The organism is Brucella sp. LJL56, assembly GCF_054871705.1.
On record NZ_JBTXLQ010000001.1, the window covers coordinates 1,322,607 to 1,339,439 of the forward strand.

Below are 16,833 nucleotides of genomic sequence, written 5' to 3' on the forward strand. Positions count from 1 at the left end.
GACCCTAGAGCGCAGTTCGATCCGATTGAATCGTATCGGCGCTCGAGTCCTTTTTGACGCGCTTTTGGACCGAAAACCGTTTCACGCTTTTCGAAATGCGCTTTAATGGGCCTCATCCCAGTTGTGCGCTGCGCGCGCATCGACATGCAGTGGCACTGTAAGCGAGACGGCAGGCATCGCCGCATTTTCCATAACGTGGCGAACGACCGGAATGGTCTTTTCGACTTCATTATCAGGCACTTCGAAGATCAGTTCGTCGTGCACTTGCAACAACATGCGCGCGGCAAGGTTTTGCTCAGCCAGTGCATCTTCCATGCGGATCATGGCGCGGCGGATAATATCTGCGGCGGAACCCTGTATCGGCGCATTGATTGCCGCACGCTCGTTGAAAGCGCGGACCTGCGGATTGGATGCCCTGATATCGGGATAATGCGCACGGCGCCCGAAAATCGTTTCGACATAACCATGCTCGCGCGCGAAAGCCTTGGTCGCTTCCATATAATCCTTGATGCCGGGGAAGCGTTCGAAATAGGTGCGGATATATTGCCCGGCTTCCTCGCGCGGGATGGAAAGCTGGTTGGCAAGGCCAAAGGCGGAAATGCCGTAGATGATACCGAAATTGATCGCCTTGGCACGGCGGCGCACTTCCGAAGGCATGCCTTCGACCGGCACGCCGAACATTTCGGATGCCGTCATGGCATGAATGTCTATGCCGTCGGCGAAAGCCTGTTTGAGCTGTGCGATATCGGCCACATGCGCCAAGACACGCAGTTCGATCTGACTGTAATCGGCGGAAACCAGCTTGTTGCCAGGTTCGGCGATGAAGGCTGTCCTGATCTTGCGGCCTTCTGCAGTGCGAACCGGAATATTCTGCAGGTTCGGATCGGATGATGAAAGACGTCCGGTCGAGGTAGACGCCATGGCATAGGATGTATGGACGCGCTTGGTCTCAGGGTTGATGAATCCTGGCAGCGCATCGGTATAAGTGGATTTGAGCTTGGTGAGCTGGCGCCAGTCGACGATCTTGCGCGGCAGCGGATGGCCTTCGGCAGCGAGGTCTTCCAGCACCTGTGCAGAGGTCGACCATTGGCCGGTCTTGGTCTTGGACGCGCCCGGCAGACCCATCTTGCCGAACAGGATATCGCCAAGCTGCTTTGGCGAACCGATGGTGAACTTTTCGCCTGCCAGTTCGTAAATCTCGTCTTCATAGGCGGCAGCGGACTGCGCCAGATCGCCGGAAAGACGCGACAGCACCTGACGATCTACGGAGATGCCCCGCTCTTCCATGCGCGCCAGCACGTCGACCAGCGGACGTTCCAGACGTTCATAGACCGACATGAGGCCCTCGGCCGCCAGGCGCGGCTTCAGCACCTGCCACAGACGCAGCGTCACATCGGCGTCTTCTGCCGCGTAAGCCGTGGCGCGATCGAGATCGACCATATCGAAGCCGACGGCGCTCTTGCCGCTGCCCGCCACCTCTTTGTAGGGAATTGGCGTATGGCCGAGCCAGCGCTCGGACAACGGGTCCATGCCATGGCTGCCCGTGCCCGCATCCAGCACATAGGAAATCAGCATCGTATCGTCGAACGATACGGTATCGATCCCATGGCGGCGCATGACCAGCCAGTCATATTTCATGTTCTGCGCGATCTTGAGAACGGAGGCGTCCTCAAGCACGATCTTCAACGCGGCGAGCGCCTCACCCAGCGGAATTTGTCCCTCGACCATGCCACCGCCGAGAAGGTCGCCCGCACCGGATTTGTGCTGAAGAGGGATATAGGCAGCCTTACCGGGAGCCAGCCCCAGCGAAAAGCCGACCAGCTCCGCCTGCATCGGATCGAGCGAGGTTGTTTCCGTATCGAACGCCAGAACGCCGGTTTCGACCGCTTCGGCCAGCCAAAGCTTCAGCGTGGCTATGTCGCGAATGCAGCTATAGGCACTGGTATCAATCTTCTGTGCGGTGGCTTCTGCCGCCCGCTTCTCCGCGAGCCCCTTCGGCGTATAGCCCTGATCCGTTGCGGGAACAGCAGGAACAGAGGCCGTTGCCGGTTGCTGCCCGGCATCATCAGCCTTGGCGGGAACGTCAAGATCCGGACCATGAGCGTCCGCGCCCCAGTCAGTTTCCACATGACATGGCTCGACGGCAGAAGCGTCTGTGTCGGTTGCCTCGGCCACCCGGCGGGTAAGCGAGGTGAATTCCATCGCCTTCAGGAAGCCGATCAGCTTTGGCCCGTTCTGCGGCTCAAGCACCAGACCGTCCAGATCGACATCCAGCGGCACATCGGTCCTGAGTGTAACCAGTTCGCGCGAGATCTTCGTCTGATCGGCAAAGGCCAGAATGTTCTCGCGGCGCTTGTTCTGCTTGATTTCAGAAGCACGGGCTAGAAGCGTGTCGAGATCGCCGAACTCTTCCAGCAATTGCGCCGCCGTCTTCGGCCCGATGCCGGGAATGCCCGGAACATTGTCGGTGCTGTCGCCGGTCAGCGATTGCAGGTCGATCATCTTTTCCGGCGGAACGCCCCATTTCTCGATCACTTCCGGGATCGAAATCTGCTTGTCCTTCATGCTGTCATACATCGACACGCTTGGCGTCACGAGCTGCATGAGGTCCTTGTCGGACGAAACGATGGTGACATCACCGCCTGCCTGCTCGGCGATACGGGCATAGGTCGCGATCAGGTCGTCGGCTTCGAACCCTTCCTTCTCTATGCAGGGCAGATTGAACGCGCGCGTTGCCTGACGGATGAGACCGAACTGCGGAACGAGATCTTCCGGCGGCGCGGTGCGATTGGCCTTGTATTCAGGATAGATTTCATTGCGGAACGTTTTCGACGAATAGTCGAAAATAACCGCGAAATGGGTCGGCACCACGCCGACATCCGTATTGCGCGCATCCTTCAGCAGCTTCCACAGCATGTTGCAGAAGCCCGAGACGGCACCAACCGGCAAACCATCCGTTTTGCGGGTCAGCGGTGGCAGGGCATGATAGGCGCGGAAAATATAGCCCGAGCCGTCAACGAGAAAGAGATGATCGCCTTTTTTCATAAGATAGAATTAGAGGAAAGCAGCCATAAAGGAAACCGCTCCTATGTCAGGAGAAACATCCGTCCACGAAAGAAAAACGATCACGCCACGATAACACGTTTGTTACAGATTTGTAATCTTCCGTGCCCTTGAATAGCCACAGTTGAAAGGCCAAATTCAGGTCATCGACAGTTCGTCGGTCGCCGGTTTTCTGACCCGTCCCCCGTTGGATACCGGATGTTGGCGGCAGCCTCATTCCCCTCTCCGGGCTGCCGCTTTGAGTGTAGTGATATGGCCGTTACGGTAACCCCCTCACCGTAACGGCCAATTCATTTTCTGAAGGGCGGCCTTCTCTCAAATTGGGTTTCTTCTTGTCGACGCTGGTTGTACTGTGCCGCCAGTTTTACGACTCGTCAGGAAGTTTCCATGTCCACGCAATCGCTCGACAAAATTCTCGACCATCTCGACACCAATCTCGACAAGAGCCTCGATCGCTTGTTCGATCTTCTGCGGATCAAGTCGATTTCCACCGATCCGGCCTATAAGGCGGATTGCCGCAAGGCCGCTGAATGGTTGGTAGAAGACCTGAAGTCGATCGGCTTTGATGCCAGCGTGCGCGACACACCCGGCCATCCGATGGTGGTCGCCCATCACGAAGGTGCAACACCCGACGCGCCGCATGTGCTGTTCTACGGTCATTATGACGTGCAGCCGGTCGACCCGCTGAACCTGTGGGAAAACGACCCGTTTGCCCCCGCAATCAAGGACGTGGGTAATGGCCGCAAGATTCTGACCGGTCGCGGCACGTCCGACGACAAGGGCCAGCTCATGACATTTGTGGAAGCCTGCCGCGCCTATAAGGCGATCAACGGCAATTTGCCGGTCAAGGTCACGCTCCTGTTTGAAGGCGAGGAAGAATCCGGCTCGCCGTCGCTGAAGCCATTCCTCGATGCCAACAAGCAAGAGCTGAAGGCCGATGTGGCGCTTGTCTGCGACACGGCCATGTGGGACGCGGAAACGCCAGCCATCAGCGTCGGACTGCGCGGGCTGGTTGGCGAGGAAATCGTCATCAAGGCTGCCGACCGCGATCTGCATTCCGGCTTCTTCGGCGGCGCTGCAGCAAACCCGATCCACATCCTGTCTAAAATTCTGGCTGACCTGCATGACGAAACCGGACGCGTGACGGTTCCCGATTTCTACGACGGCGTGGAAGAAACGCCGACACAGATTCTGAAGTCATGGGAAAGCCTTGGCCGCACGGCTGAAAACTTCCTCGGCCCGATCGGCCTGTCCGTTCCATCCGGCGAAAAAGACCGCAGTGTGCTGGAACTGACATGGGCGCGTCCGACGGCGGAAGTCAACGGCATCACCGGCGGTTACACCGGTGAAGGCTTCAAGACCGTGATCGCGGCAGAAGCTTCCGCCAAGGTTTCCTTCCGCCTCGTGCACAACCAAGACCCCGCCAAGATTCGCGAAGCCTTCCGCACATTCGTCAAGGAACGTATCCCAGCCGATTGCTCGGTGGAATTCCATCCGCATGGCGGCTCGCCTGCCATCCAGCTACCCTATGATTCTCCGCTGGTTTCCAAGGCTAAGGATGCGCTTTCCGACGAATGGCCGAAGCCAGCCGTGCTGATCGCCATGGGTGGATCGATCCCGATTGTCGGCGACTTCGACAAGTTCCTTGGTATGGAATCGCTGCTGGTCGGCTTTGGCCTTGAAGATGACCGCATTCATTCGCCAAACGAAAAATACGAGCTGAACTCTTTCCACAAGGGCCAGCGCTCATGGGCCAGAATTATGGCCGCTATCGCTGCCAAATAAGGAACACGAGATGACTATCCGTTTTCATAAAAACGATCTGCCGAACCTCGACAATTATCAGGTCGACGCGGTCGCGATCGACACCGAAACGCTGGGTCTGAATCCGCATCGCGACCGGCTCTGTGTCGTACAGATTTCGCCCGGCGATGGCACCGCAGACGTGATCCAGATCGAAGCCGGCCAGAAGAAGGCGCCCAATCTGGTCAAGCTTTTGAAGGATCGCTCGATCACCAAGATCTTTCATTTCGGCCGCTTTGATCTGGCCGTGCTGGCGCACGCTTTCGGTACCATGCCGCAGCCTGTGTTCTGCACCAAGATCGCATCGAAGCTGACCCGCACCTATACAGACCGCCACGGCCTGAAAGAGCTTTGCAACGAGCTTCTCGACGTCTCGATTTCCAAGCAGCAACAGTCTTCGGACTGGGCAGCGGATATTCTCTCGCAGGCGCAACTCGAATACGCGGCTTCCGACGTGCTCTATCTGCATCGCCTGAAAGCCGTGCTCGAACAGCGGCTTGAACGCGATGGCCGCGCCAAGCAGGCCGAAGCCTGTTTCAAGTTCCTGCCGACGCGCTCTGAGCTTGATCTGATGGGCTGGCCGGAAGATGATATCTTCGCCCATAGCTGAGCGAAGATATCCGAACTCGAAATTAAACGGTGGCGGTAGCCGCCGTTTTCTTTTGCGGCACCTGATCGATATAGGCCCATGTCGGGCGGCGGAACAGAAACTGTCCGTAGCCGCTCCACTGGATAAGGCCATAAAGCATGACCGGGCCAATGACGCCGCTCGCTGTTGTCAGAAGTGAGATTGTGCCGATATCGCCGATGCCAAGTTTCAACAGCACCGTGCGGGCAATGGCCATCGGCAGGAAGAATGCCAGATAGACGACGATTGAATGTGCGCCGAGCCAGCTCAACCCTCGGTGCAACCAGTTGCGCGCGGGCAGAAGGCTGAGAAGCGAAGAGGTCGAAATAATCGCCAGCGCGCCCACCAACCCCAAGAGAAGTGAAACAACCGGCAGATCGCTGACAGCCCCACGCCCATCCAGAAGATCGCCTGCAGGCGTTATCAACGCGGCCAGGCTTTCCGGCACCGGCATGAAGACGAGCTTGTATTCGATAAAACCCCAGACGAGCAATCCGACAATACCGATCAGCGGGCGCTGGCGCAGCCAGTCTGCGGCCCGGAAAATGCCGGGAGCAAAGGCGTATCCCGCATAGAAATAGACAAAGCGCGAGCAGAATTCATCCACCATGACCCAGCCTGTATGAATCGGCAGGATTTCCAGAAATGCCAGCGCCGTAAAGGTCACACCCACCGGCACATGCTTCAAAAGCCGTGTCGCGATGAAGAAAACCGGCAGGATATAGATGAACCAGAGTGTTCCGAACGGCTCGATGAATGCCATCAGATAGGCATTCACGACACCAAGGATTCCTGCTTCACTGGCGATACCCGGAGCCTTGAAAGCGAACTGGATCGTCAGCCACAAAATATAGAAGTAGAGAAAATGCACGACTTTACGGTCAAGATAGCGCCGCCACGGCCTGTCAATGACAAGACTGAGGAAAAGGCCTGATATCATGAAAAAATCCGGCATTCGGAACGGCTTGGCGAAGGCGACCACATAGTGCATCCAGCCCTGCGCACCGGCTGCTTTTTCCACGCCGAGCGTGGAATGCATCATGACCACGAAGATGATGCAGATGCCCTTGGCAATGTCGACCCAGTCGATCCGCATTTTTATGCCGGTCACATCATGCATTTCCGTTTTCCCCGCAAGTTCTACCGCCTTCTATAACGTGAACGGCGGTGGAATTACATCCCGAACAGCAAGTGCAAGCCTGCGCCATATTGCGCCTGGCTCATCTCACGACTCCTCTCAGAGCACTCACGGGAACGTGTAATGCTTGGGCGACATTCCCCTTGATGTGTCCCGTTTGCTACAGACATTTGACAGTAATCGCTTATATTAAGGATAAATATTGGTTCTGAGACTTTCCTTCAGGAGGTTTATCATGAAGCTCAAGGCCCTTCTTCTTGCATCGACTGTCGCCCTCGTGGCCGCTACAGGCGCGAAGGCTGCTGATGCCGTCATCGAACAGGAACCAGTTCCGGTTGTGGTCGCTCCGTCCTTTACCTGGAACGGTGCCTATATCGGTGGCCAGATCGGCTACGGCTGGGGCAAGTCGAACTTCGATGGCGATCTCTATAGCTATGGTAACGTCAAGCCGGACGGTTTTCTCGGCGGCATTTATGCCGGCTACAATTTCGATCTTGGCAACAGCATCGTGCTCGGCATCGACGGTGACGTGACTTATAACGATGTCTCCAAGGATATCGATGTTTATAATGGCGACGTTGCTGTCGGCGATTTCGAAACCAAGCTACGCTGGTCCGGCGCCGTTCGTGCCCGCGTCGGCTATGCGGTTGATCGCTTCATGCCTTATCTTGCTGGTGGTGTGGCCTTTGGCAACATCAAGAACAGCGGTGAAATCGGTGGTGCTGGCTTCTCCGAAAGCAAGACGCTTACCGGCTGGACCGCAGGTGCTGGCGTCGACTATGCTGCGACCGACAACCTGATCGTTCGCCTCGAATATCGCTACACCGATTACGGCGACAAGGACATCGACTTAGGTGGTCTGAATGTCAATCAGGACTTCAAGACCAACGAAGTCCGCCTCGGCGTCGCATACAAATTCTAGTTCCGGTTGAACACGTCTTGAAAAAGGCCTCGCAGTGCGGGGCCTTTTTTCGTTAATCAAGCTTTGAGTTTCTTGCGACCAACTTTAAATACACCTAAAATATAAATCTTATATTCTGTTTATATAGAGATATATTAATAATACAAAATATAGTAATAAATTTTATTATATAAAGAAATAATCATGCAATATTTATGTTGCTATTATGTTACATACATTTCTATGCATCAATACTATATACAATGCTATATCGATTAAATTTTATAGGAGTTTTCGATGAAGTTCAGAATTTTACTCGGTACATCCCTGCTCGCAGTTGTTGCCAGCACCGGCGCCTATGCAGCGGACGCAATCGTTTCGCAGGAGCCAACTCCGATCGCCGCTCCTGCCTTCTCATGGGGCGGCGCATATATCGGTGGTGAAGTGGGCTGGGGCTGGGGCCGCGCCAAACTTGACGACAAATCCAATGACCAGTCCAGTGAATTCAAGCCGAACGGCTTTATCGGCGGCGTCTATGCCGGTTACAATTTCGACATGGGCAACAACGTCATTCTCGGCGTCGACGGCAACTTCGATTATAATGACATGAAGAAGTCGCACGACTATATCTCGAACGGCAGCGCTGTTCAGACCTCGGCTGAAACGAAGCTGCAGTGGTCGGGCGCCGTTCGCGCACGCGCCGGCTATGCCGTTGACCGTTTCATGCCTTACATTGCCGGTGGTGTTGCCTTTGGTGGTGTGAAGAACTCGCTCAATATCGGCGGCAGCAACTATAATAGCGACAAGACCTTGACCGGCTGGACTGTTGGCACCGGCGTTGATTACGCTGCAACCGATAATATTCTGCTCCGTCTCGAATATCGCTACACTGATTTCGGCAACAAGGATTTCGGCCTGGGGGACATCAACACCCGTGGCTCGTTCAAGACCAACGACATCCGCCTCGGCGTTGCTTACAAGTTCTAAGCGCAAGCCCGGCCATCGTTGCGAAAAGGCTCCGCCCCGGCGGAGCCTTTTTTGTGTATGGATGATTTACGTCCCTTTAAACTGCCGCATTTACCCTGCACCGGATTAGGCCCTTATTTGCTTTTGCGGCACAAAATCCCGTAAAGCACGCAAGCATTATTCAAAATGACCGGTCAGCATCACGATTGGACCGGCGAACGGGTGGGCGGATCCAGGCTGACATGGCATCGCGTGACGACAAGAACCGGCGCATCGAACCTTCCTTCGGTGGCGAAGAGAAAAAAGATGACGAGGTTTTTCGCGTCGACGAGGAGGACCGCATGGCTCGCAAGCAGCAGCGCCGAGGCAGGCAATCCGATGAACCGGAACCGCGCTCCTCGCGGCGCGGCAAGAAGAAGCCGCGCGGCTTCTTCGGCTTTCTGCGTCGGTCGATCTACTGGTGCCTCGTGCTGGGATTATGGGGCGGCATCGCCTTTGCGGGTATGCTGGTCTATTTCGCCGCCAAGATGCCGCCGACGACTGACTGGGCCATTCCTGATCGCCCGCCAAATGTGCGCATCGTCGACGTCAACGGCAATCTGATTGCCAATCGCGGTACCACAGGCGGCGAGGCCGTGGGCCTGCACGAGATGTCGCCCTTTATCCCGAAAGCCGTCATCGCCATTGAAGACCGCCGCTTTTATTCCCATTTCGGCATCGACCCCATCGGCCTTGCCCGTGCGGTTGTAACCAATGTCGTTTCGGGCCGAGCCGTTCAGGGCGGCTCCACGCTTACCCAGCAGCTTGCCAAGAACCTGTTTCTTTCTCCCGACCGCACGCTTGAGCGCAAGGTGCAGGAAGTCATGCTCGCATTGTGGCTTGAGCACAAATACACCAAGGACCAGATTCTGGAGATGTATCTGAACCGGGTCTATCTCGGTTCCGGCGCTTTCGGCGTCGACGCGGCCTCGCGACGCTATTTCAACAAACCGGCCAAGGACGTGAATCTGATGGAAGCGGCCACGCTTGCTGGTCTTCTGAAGGCGCCTTCGCGCCTTTCACCGGCCCGCGATCCCGAAGCCGCTGCCGCGCGTGCCAAGCTGGTGCTGGGCGCCATGCGAGAGGAAGGTATGATCGACGACAGCCAGATGGCCATCGCCGAAAGCGAACCGATGACGCGTGCGCCATCCTACTGGCAGGGTTCGGAAAATTATGTTGCCGACAAAGTCGTCGCAGAACTGCCCGAACTGATCGGCGAAACGAAGGTCGACATCACCGTCCAGACCACCATCGATCTCAACCTGCAACGCGCTGGCGAAGAGGCAATCAAGGACCAGATTTCCCAAAGCGGGAAGAAGATGAATGCCAGTCAGGGCGCACTTGTTTCCATCGACAGCACTGGCGCGGTTCGTGCGATGGTCGGCGGTGTCGATTACGCCACAAGCCAGTTCGACCGTGTTACCGATGCCCACCGCCAGCCTGCATCCTCCTTCAAGCCTTTCGTCTATCTGACAGCGCTGGAACAAGGCCGGACACCGGACTCCGTGCGCAATGATGCGCCCGTTCGCATCGGCAAATGGACGCCGAGCAACGATAACGGCAAGTATATGGGACAGGTAACGCTTGCGACCGCACTTTCCCACTCGCTGAACTCCGTTGCCGCACAGCTCGTGATGGAAGTCGGCCCGCAGACCGTGATCGACACCGCGCACCGGCTGGGCGTTCAGTCGAAACTCGAAGCCAATGCCTCGCTGGCGCTTGGTACATCGGAAGTGACCTTGTTGGAACTGACCGATGCCTATGTGCCGTTTGCCAATGGCGGTTATCGCGCGCCGGTCTATTTCATCACCAATGTGACGGATTCGGATGGCAAGGTTCTTTATCAGAAGGAAGATGGCGTCGGCCCGCGTGTCATCGACGAGCGCAATGTCGGCATGATGAACGCGATGCTGCGGCGCACGGTTGAGGACGGGACGGCAAAGCGTGCCGCCTTCGGCTGGCCCGCAGCAGGCAAGACCGGCACAAGCCAGAATTTCCGCGACGCATGGTTTGTCGGCTATACGGCCAACCTTACGACCGGTGTATGGTTCGGCAATGATGACGGCAAGGGCATGAAGCGCGTGTTCGGCTCGACCCTTCCCGTGGCAGCCTGGAAAAACTTCATGAAGGAAGCACACAAGGGCGTGCCCATCGCCGAACTTCCCGGCCATTACGACATTCAGAACATTGTCCCCGGCGGCAGCGACGGCATCGACCCGAATGCGCCTTACGATCCCAGCCTGATGCCGCAGGATTCCTATGGCAATCAGCCTATCGCCGGCAATGGTGATGACGGCTACTGGCCGCCAGCACCGGACTCTCCGGTACGCAGCGGCATCCAGCAGTCGGGCCAGACAGGACGCCCGCTTGCCGAACAGCCCGGCGCTGCGACATATCCTGCCAATGCCAACGAAAACTACCGCCCGGTGCCGCCTGGCGATGTGGGCGGTGGGCAGGCGCAACAGTCAGGAAAATCCACGACATTGCTCGACATCATCATGGGTAATTCGCAGTAGGATAAGTGATGGCCATCGCTACCGGTCGTCATTACTCGCGATCAAGTGAAGCAGCTTCAATGCAAGCTTGCTAATTCCCCTCGAAATCTTGAGCGGCTTGGTCTATTCAAGATTTGAGAGTGAGGTTTCCATGTCCCAAGTTACCAAATCAGACGTTGCCGGTTCCGATACTCCCAACACGGATAGTGAACGTAAAACTCTGGTCCTGACCGGTGCCAGCCGCGGCATCGGTCATGCGACAGTGAAACGTTTTTCACGGGCCGGTTGGCGCGTCATCACCTGCTCGCGTCAGGATTTTTCCGAGAATTGCCCCTGGCCAGCGGGACCGGAAGATCACATCAAGGTCGATCTGGCCGATCAGGAAGATGTCGGCAAGGCAATTGCCGAAATCCGCCGCCGTCTCGAGGCCAATGGCAGCAAGCTTCATGCCTTGGTCAACAATGCAGGCATTTCGCCAAAGGCCGAAGGTGGCCGCCGCATGAACTCGATGGAAACGCCCATGGCGGTATGGCGCGATGTATTTCAGGTGAACTTCATGGCGCCGATCATGCTGGCACGTGGTCTTTTCAAGGAACTGGAAGCAGCACAAGGCTCGGTCGTCAACGTGACCTCGATCGCCGGTAGCCGCGTGCACCCCTTCGCCGGAACCGCCTATGCAACCTCGAAGGCTGCATTGGCTTCATTGACCCGCGAAATGGCTTCCGACTTCGGCCCTTACGGCATCCGCGTCAATGCCATTGCGCCGGGCGAAATCGATACGGCGATCCTTTCGCCAGGAACCGACAAGCTGGTGGAGCAGCTTCCGATGCGCCGCCTTGGAAAGACGTCTGAAGTGGCGGAAACCATTTACTTCCTCTGCTCCGAAGCTTCATCCTACGTGACGGGGTCGGAAATTCACATCAATGGCGGCCAGCACGTCTGATATCCAGACATGGCACGGAGATTGAAATTCTCCGTGCTTTTGTGCTTATGTCTGTTTCAATCGATTTAACAACCGAGTTGTGCCTTCATGATCCTTTGTTGCGGTGAATCCCTGATTGACATGCTGCCCCGCGAGACCGCAAGCGGAGAGACTGCGTTCCAGCCTTTCGCGGGTGGCTCTGTCTTCAACACGGCCATCGCGCTTGGACGCCTGGACGTTCCAACCGGTTTCTTTTCTGGTATTTCGTCTGATTTTTTCGGCGAAGTGCTGCGTGATAATCTGGCGCGATCCAATGTCGATTATTCTTTTGCCGCAATCTCGGATCGGCCAACGACGCTAGCTTTCGTGCGTCTGGTCGACGGACAGGCACGTTACGCCTTCTACGATGAAAACACCGCAGGCCGCATGTTGACCGAGAGCGATATGCCCTATGTCGATGACGCCATCGATGCCATGCTGTTCGGCTGCATCAGCCTGATTTCTGAACCGTGCGGCAGCGTCTATGAAGCGCTGATGACGCGCGAAGCACCAAGGCGGGTCATGTTCCTCGACCCGAATATCCGTGCAAGCTTCATCACCGATCGCGAAAAACATCTGGCGCGCATGAAGCGCATGATCGCGCTTGCCGATATCGTGAAGCTCTCGGACGAAGACCTCGCCTGGTTTGGCGAAAAGGGCAGCCACGACGAAATCGCCGCCGAATGGCTGAAGCTTGGACCGAAACTTGTGGTCATCACCAAGGGTGCACATGGCGCTGACGCCTATACGACCAAGGCAACCGTGCGCGTGCCGGGTGTGAAAGTGGACGTGATGGACACCGTTGGCGCGGGCGACACGGTCAATGCGGGCATTCTCGCCAGCCTTCACAATCAGGGCCTTCTCGACAAGGACGCGCTTGCCGAACTGACCGAAGACCAGATTCATTCCGCCGTCGCGCTCGGAGTCCGGGCTGCTGCTGTGACCGTCTCGCGCGCAGGTGCAAACCCACCATGGGCGCATGAGATGAAGGATTGACGCACGGCAAAGCCGTGACATGATGCGTCCGGCCTGCGTCGGCCTTTTCCGACAAGGTCCAAACAGGAGTCCAGAACATCATGAGCATCGAATTTCTGCTGACATCCTTCATCATTGTTGCGTCCCCCGGCACCGGTGTGCTGGTAACGCTTGCGGCAGGTCTGTCCCGTGGCGCACGGGCCTCGGTCATTGCCGCGCTGGGCTGCACGCTCGGCATCGTGCCGCATATGCTGGCTGCTGTGACAGGGCTGGCGGCTCTGCTCCATGCCAGCGCACTGGCTTTCGAACTCATCAAATATGCGGGCGTCGCCTATCTGCTCTATATGGCGTGGATGACACTCAGGGAACACGGCACACTGAAGATCGAGACCGACAATGCGCCGCGTTCGGACCGCGAGGTCATCTGGTCCGCGATCCTCGTCAATCTGCTGAATCCCAAACTGTCGATATTCTTCTTTGCCTTCCTGCCGCAGTTCGTGAATACGCAGCAGGGCGGGACGGTGGTTCGCATGGTGGAACTATCGTTGGTCTTCATGGCGATGACATTCGTGGTGTTTGCGTTCTACGGTGTTTTCGCCGCTGCCGTCCGTAACCAGATCATCTCGCGCCCCGCCGTGCTTGCGTGGATGCGCCGCAGCTTTGCTGCCGCCTTCGTCGCGCTCGGGGCAAAACTTGCGCTGACCGAACGATAGACCATGGCCCAGAATATTTATGATCGTGATGATTTCTTCACCGCTTACAGCCAGTTGCCGCGTTCGGTACATGGGCTGGAAGGCGCGCCTGAATGGCCCTTTGTCCGCTCCCTTCTACCCGATCTGACCGACCGTGATGTTGCCGATCTCGGTTGCGGCTTTGGCTGGTTTTGCCGCTTCGCCCGCGAACAGGGTGCTGCCTCCGTCAACGGCTACGATCTTTCGGAAAACATGCTCGAACGCGCGCGCCGCGACACGCAGGACGATGCCATTCGCTATATTCAGACGGATATGGAAAAGCTGGAACTGCCGGAAGCAAGCTTCGATCTCGTCTACAGCTCCCTGGCCTTTCACTATATTCGCGATTTGCCGCGTCTTTTGAAAACGATCCATGCGGCTTTGCGGTCGGAAGGCCGGTTTGTTTTCACAATCGAGCATCCGATCTTCATGGCACCGCTTACACCGGGCTGGATAGAAGAAAGTAACGGCCAGAAACGATGGCCGGTCGATCATTATGCCGTGGAAGGTGAGCGACGAACTGACTGGCTGGCAGAGGGCGTCATCAAGTATCACCGCCGCCTCAGCACCACCGTCAACGCGCTGATCGAAGCCGGATTTGCCATCAATCGGCTGGAGGAATGGCGCCCGTCGCCAGACCAGATCGCGGCATGGCCAACACTGTCGGAGGAGATGGAACGACCTATGCTGTTGATAGTTTCCGCCAGCCGACAGACTGCTTGACCAGCCACATTTCACGCCTTTTATAGAGGTGGGCGGGACACGAATCAGACTGGCGAGGAGAAACCATTGGACGTGTTGCGTATTGCAGCCTTTTCGCAAGGCAATCAGGGTGGCAATCCCGCTGGAGTGTTGATCGCCGACCGACTGCCCTCCCCGCAAGATATGCAGAAAATCGCAAAGGAAGTTGGCTTTTCCGAAACAGCCTTTGCCGCGCCTGACGGCGATAGCTGGCGCGTTCGTTATTTTGCGCCGGAAATGGAAGTCCCGTTCTGCGGCCATGCCACCATTGCGCTTGGCGCAGCGTTGGCTATGCGCATGGGCGACGGTCGTTTCGCGCTCAAGCTCAACAACAGCGATATCAGCGTCGAAGGACGCAAGGAAGGCGAGCTGTTTGCGGCCAGCCTGCAATCGCCACCGACACGACAGCGTGCCGCCAATGACGCGGAAGTGGAACAGGCGCTGGCGCTGTTCAGTTTCGAAAAGGACGATCTGGCGCCCGGCCTTGCACCGGCTCTGATCCATGCCGGGGCGGACCATATCGTGCTTCCGCTGCGTTCACGCGAGAAGCTGGCTTCAATGCATTACGACATGGCGCGCGGACGCATCCTGATGAACCGGCAGGGCTGGACGACGATCCTGCTCATCTATTCCGAGACGCCGAAGCGCTTCCACAGCCGCAACCCGTTTGCATCTGGCGGGGTTTATGAGGACCCGGCTACTGGCGCGGCCACGGCGGCCTTTGCCGCCTATCTGCGTGATAGCGGCTGGCCGCATGGCGGCGAGATCGAAGTCTTTCAGGGCGAGGATATGGGCAGTCCGTCACACTTGCGCGCCCAGATCGGCAATGAGCGCGGCGGCTCTATCCGTGTTTCCGGCACAGCGCGGTTGATGGAATAGAGCGCATCCCGAAAAGTGTGAAACGGTTTTCGGATAAGATGCGCGTCAAAACAAAGGATTAGGGCGCCGATCTGATCCAGTCAGATCGAAACGCGCTTTAATCTCTCGTTGCAGCTCGTCACACACGGACGAGCTGCTCCACCCGCTCTTCATTTCCGAAGAACTTGAGATAACGCGCCACTTCCTTGGGGTCGCCGGTCGCCTTTTGCGGATTGTCGGAAAGCTTGACCGCCGCATGGCCGTTGGCATCCGTCACCTTACAGACCAGCGAAATCGCATTCAGCCCTTCGATTTCCTTCGGGGCGCAACCTGCAAAATCATTGGTGAGATTGGTGCCCCAGCCGAAGCTCATGCGCACACGCCCTTCGAAGTGACGGTAAGTCTCCTCAATCGTGTCCACATCAAGCGCGTCGGAAAAGATCAGCAGCTTTTCGCGCGGGTCCTTGCCGCGTGACTTCCACCATTCGATGATGCGCTCGCCGCCTTCGATGGGCGGGGCGCTGTCGGGGCGGAAGCCGGTCCAGTCGGCAACCCAGTCCGGCGCATTGCGCAGAAAGGCAGCCGTGCCGAAGGCATCCGGCAGCACAATCAGAAGATTGCCGCCATAATAGCGGTTCCAGTCCTGCAGTACGCGATAGGGTGCCGAGCGCAATTCATCGTCATTCTTGGCGAGTGCTGCCAGCACCATCGGCAATTCATGCGCATTGGTGCCAAGCGCTTCAAGGTCGGTATCCATGGCGAGCAACACATTGCTGGTGCCGGTAAAGGCATCGCCGATACCTTCCTTCAAAGCTTCGACGCACCAGCGCTGCCACAGGAAGGAATGGCGGCGGCGTGTGCCGAAGTCGGAAATCTTCAGGCCCGGAAGCTGGCGCAGGCGTTCGACCTTGCTCCACATCTTCGCCTTGGCGCGCGCATAAAGCACATCGAGCGAAAAAGGCCCGAGGTTTTTCATCGCCGCGCGCGAGCGCAGCTCGTTGATGATGGCAAGTGCTGGAATTTCCCACATGGTCGTGTGCGACCACGGTCCATGGAAATGCAGCTCGTACTGGCCATCCTTGCGGCGCAGATCATATTCCGGAAGCTGGAAATCGTGCAGCCAGTTCAGGAACTCGGGCTGGAATATCTGCTTGCGGCCATAGAAACTGTTACCCGCCAGCCAGATCATTTCCTTCTTGGAAAAGCGCAGCGTGCGCGCATGGTCAAGCTGCGCACGCAATTCGCCCTCGTCGATCTCATCGGCAAGGCGCACGGAGGTCGTGCGATTGATGAGCGAGAAGGTTGCATCCACCTTGGGGTAAAGGCCCCAGATCATCTGCAGCATCAAAAGCTTGTAGAAGTCCGTATCCAGAAGGCTGCGGACGATGGGATCGAGCTTCCATGCGTGATTGTAGACGCGGCGCGCAATATCAGTCTTGGCCATGACGGCCTCCATTGCATGATCATATGCTTCAACCAAACCAAATGCTTGGCAGCAAAAAGAAAGGCGGGTTTTCACCCGCCTTTCTAATCG

General features: G+C 57.0%; 13 protein-coding genes. 10 read left to right on the forward strand and 3 right to left on the reverse strand.

All coding sequences use genetic code 11. From position 1 onward, the window contains the following. Positions 1-102: 102 nt before the first annotated feature. Positions 103-3,045, reverse strand: coding sequence for a DNA polymerase I (polA, locus tag ACYSN1_RS06390; RefSeq protein WP_461724882.1), 2,943 nt, complete (start codon positions 3,043-3,045; stop codon positions 103-105). 405 nt (positions 3,046-3,450) lie between these two features. Here polA and ACYSN1_RS06395 point away from each other — a divergent pair, with 405 nt between their 5' ends. Beyond that, positions 3,451-4,848, forward strand: coding sequence for a dipeptidase (locus ACYSN1_RS06395; protein ID WP_461724883.1), 1,398 nt, complete (start codon positions 3,451-3,453; stop codon positions 4,846-4,848). A 10-nt stretch (positions 4,849-4,858) separates the two neighbouring features. Continuing rightward, positions 4,859-5,476 (forward strand): ribonuclease D, encoded by a 618-nt coding sequence (locus ACYSN1_RS06400; protein WP_140020755.1) that lies wholly within the window; start codon positions 4,859-4,861, stop codon positions 5,474-5,476. Positions 5,477-5,498: 22 nt separating this feature from the next. Here ACYSN1_RS06400 and ACYSN1_RS06405 read toward each other — a convergent pair whose 3' ends face one another. Next, entirely contained in the window at positions 5,499-6,614 is a 1,116-nt protein-coding gene (locus ACYSN1_RS06405) for an acyltransferase family protein (protein WP_461724884.1), read from the reverse strand. Positions 6,615-6,867: 253 nt separating this feature from the next. Here ACYSN1_RS06405 and ACYSN1_RS06410 point away from each other — a divergent pair, with 253 nt between their 5' ends. The 8 genes from ACYSN1_RS06410 (at position 6,868) to ACYSN1_RS06445 (ending at position 15,320) form a co-directional block, all read left to right on the forward strand. Further along, positions 6,868-7,554, forward strand: coding sequence for an outer membrane protein (locus ACYSN1_RS06410; protein WP_461724885.1), 687 nt, complete (start codon positions 6,868-6,870; stop codon positions 7,552-7,554). Positions 7,555-7,830: 276 nt separating this feature from the next. Further along, positions 7,831-8,520, forward strand: a complete 690-nt coding sequence (locus ACYSN1_RS06415; protein ID WP_461724886.1) for an outer membrane protein — start codon at positions 7,831-7,833, stop codon at positions 8,518-8,520. A 221-nt stretch (positions 8,521-8,741) separates the two neighbouring features. Next, positions 8,742-11,054, forward strand: a complete 2,313-nt coding sequence (locus ACYSN1_RS06420; RefSeq protein WP_461724887.1) for a transglycosylase domain-containing protein — start codon at positions 8,742-8,744, stop codon at positions 11,052-11,054. A gap of 130 nt (positions 11,055-11,184) precedes the next feature. Beyond that, on the forward strand, positions 11,185-11,976 hold the full coding sequence (locus ACYSN1_RS06425; protein ID WP_461724888.1) for an SDR family NAD(P)-dependent oxidoreductase: 792 nt from the start codon (positions 11,185-11,187) through the stop codon (positions 11,974-11,976). Between the two features lie 87 nt (positions 11,977-12,063). Next, the gene (locus tag ACYSN1_RS06430) at positions 12,064-12,990 is read left to right on the forward strand and encodes a carbohydrate kinase family protein (RefSeq protein ID WP_461724889.1); all 927 of its coding nucleotides are present in this window, start codon (positions 12,064-12,066) and stop codon (positions 12,988-12,990) included. Between the two features lie 80 nt (positions 12,991-13,070). Beyond that, positions 13,071-13,682, forward strand: coding sequence for a LysE family translocator (locus ACYSN1_RS06435; protein WP_461724890.1), 612 nt, complete (start codon positions 13,071-13,073; stop codon positions 13,680-13,682). Positions 13,683-13,685: 3 nt separating this feature from the next. Next, positions 13,686-14,423: a class I SAM-dependent methyltransferase gene (locus ACYSN1_RS06440; RefSeq protein WP_461724891.1), complete on the forward strand. Its 738-nt coding sequence runs from the start codon at positions 13,686-13,688 to the stop codon at positions 14,421-14,423. A 66-nt stretch (positions 14,424-14,489) separates the two neighbouring features. Then, complete coding sequence (locus tag ACYSN1_RS06445; protein WP_461724892.1) at positions 14,490-15,320, forward strand: PhzF family phenazine biosynthesis protein; 831 nt, start codon at positions 14,490-14,492, stop codon at positions 15,318-15,320. Between the two features lie 118 nt (positions 15,321-15,438). Here the strand turns inward: ACYSN1_RS06445 and pncB are convergent, their stop codons facing one another. Continuing rightward, entirely contained in the window at positions 15,439-16,743 is a 1,305-nt protein-coding gene (pncB, locus tag ACYSN1_RS06450; protein WP_461724893.1) for a nicotinate phosphoribosyltransferase, read from the reverse strand. Positions 16,744-16,833 lie beyond the last annotated feature (90 nt).

Excerpts from the sequence above, each read along its gene's own strand:
- polA (WP_461724882.1), bottom strand. The coding sequence starts at position 3,045 with ATGAAAAAAGGCGATCATCTCTTTCTCGTTGACGGCTCGGGCTATATT.
- ACYSN1_RS06395 (WP_461724883.1), top strand. The coding sequence starts at position 3,451 with ATGTCCACGCAATCGCTCGACAAAATTCTCGACCATCTCGACACCAAT.
- ACYSN1_RS06400 (WP_140020755.1), top strand. The coding sequence starts at position 4,859 with ATGACTATCCGTTTTCATAAAAACGATCTGCCGAACCTCGACAATTAT.
- ACYSN1_RS06405 (WP_461724884.1), bottom strand. The coding sequence starts at position 6,614 with ATGCATGATGTGACCGGCATAAAAATGCGGATCGACTGGGTCGACATT.
- ACYSN1_RS06410 (WP_461724885.1), top strand. The coding sequence starts at position 6,868 with ATGAAGCTCAAGGCCCTTCTTCTTGCATCGACTGTCGCCCTCGTGGCC.
- ACYSN1_RS06415 (WP_461724886.1), top strand. The coding sequence starts at position 7,831 with ATGAAGTTCAGAATTTTACTCGGTACATCCCTGCTCGCAGTTGTTGCC.
- ACYSN1_RS06420 (WP_461724887.1), top strand. The coding sequence starts at position 8,742 with ATGGCATCGCGTGACGACAAGAACCGGCGCATCGAACCTTCCTTCGGT.
- ACYSN1_RS06425 (WP_461724888.1), top strand. The coding sequence starts at position 11,185 with ATGTCCCAAGTTACCAAATCAGACGTTGCCGGTTCCGATACTCCCAAC.
- ACYSN1_RS06430 (WP_461724889.1), top strand. The coding sequence starts at position 12,064 with ATGATCCTTTGTTGCGGTGAATCCCTGATTGACATGCTGCCCCGCGAG.
- ACYSN1_RS06435 (WP_461724890.1), top strand. The coding sequence starts at position 13,071 with ATGAGCATCGAATTTCTGCTGACATCCTTCATCATTGTTGCGTCCCCC.
- ACYSN1_RS06440 (WP_461724891.1), top strand. The coding sequence starts at position 13,686 with ATGGCCCAGAATATTTATGATCGTGATGATTTCTTCACCGCTTACAGC.
- pncB (WP_461724893.1), bottom strand. The coding sequence starts at position 16,743 with ATGGCCAAGACTGATATTGCGCGCCGCGTCTACAATCACGCATGGAAG.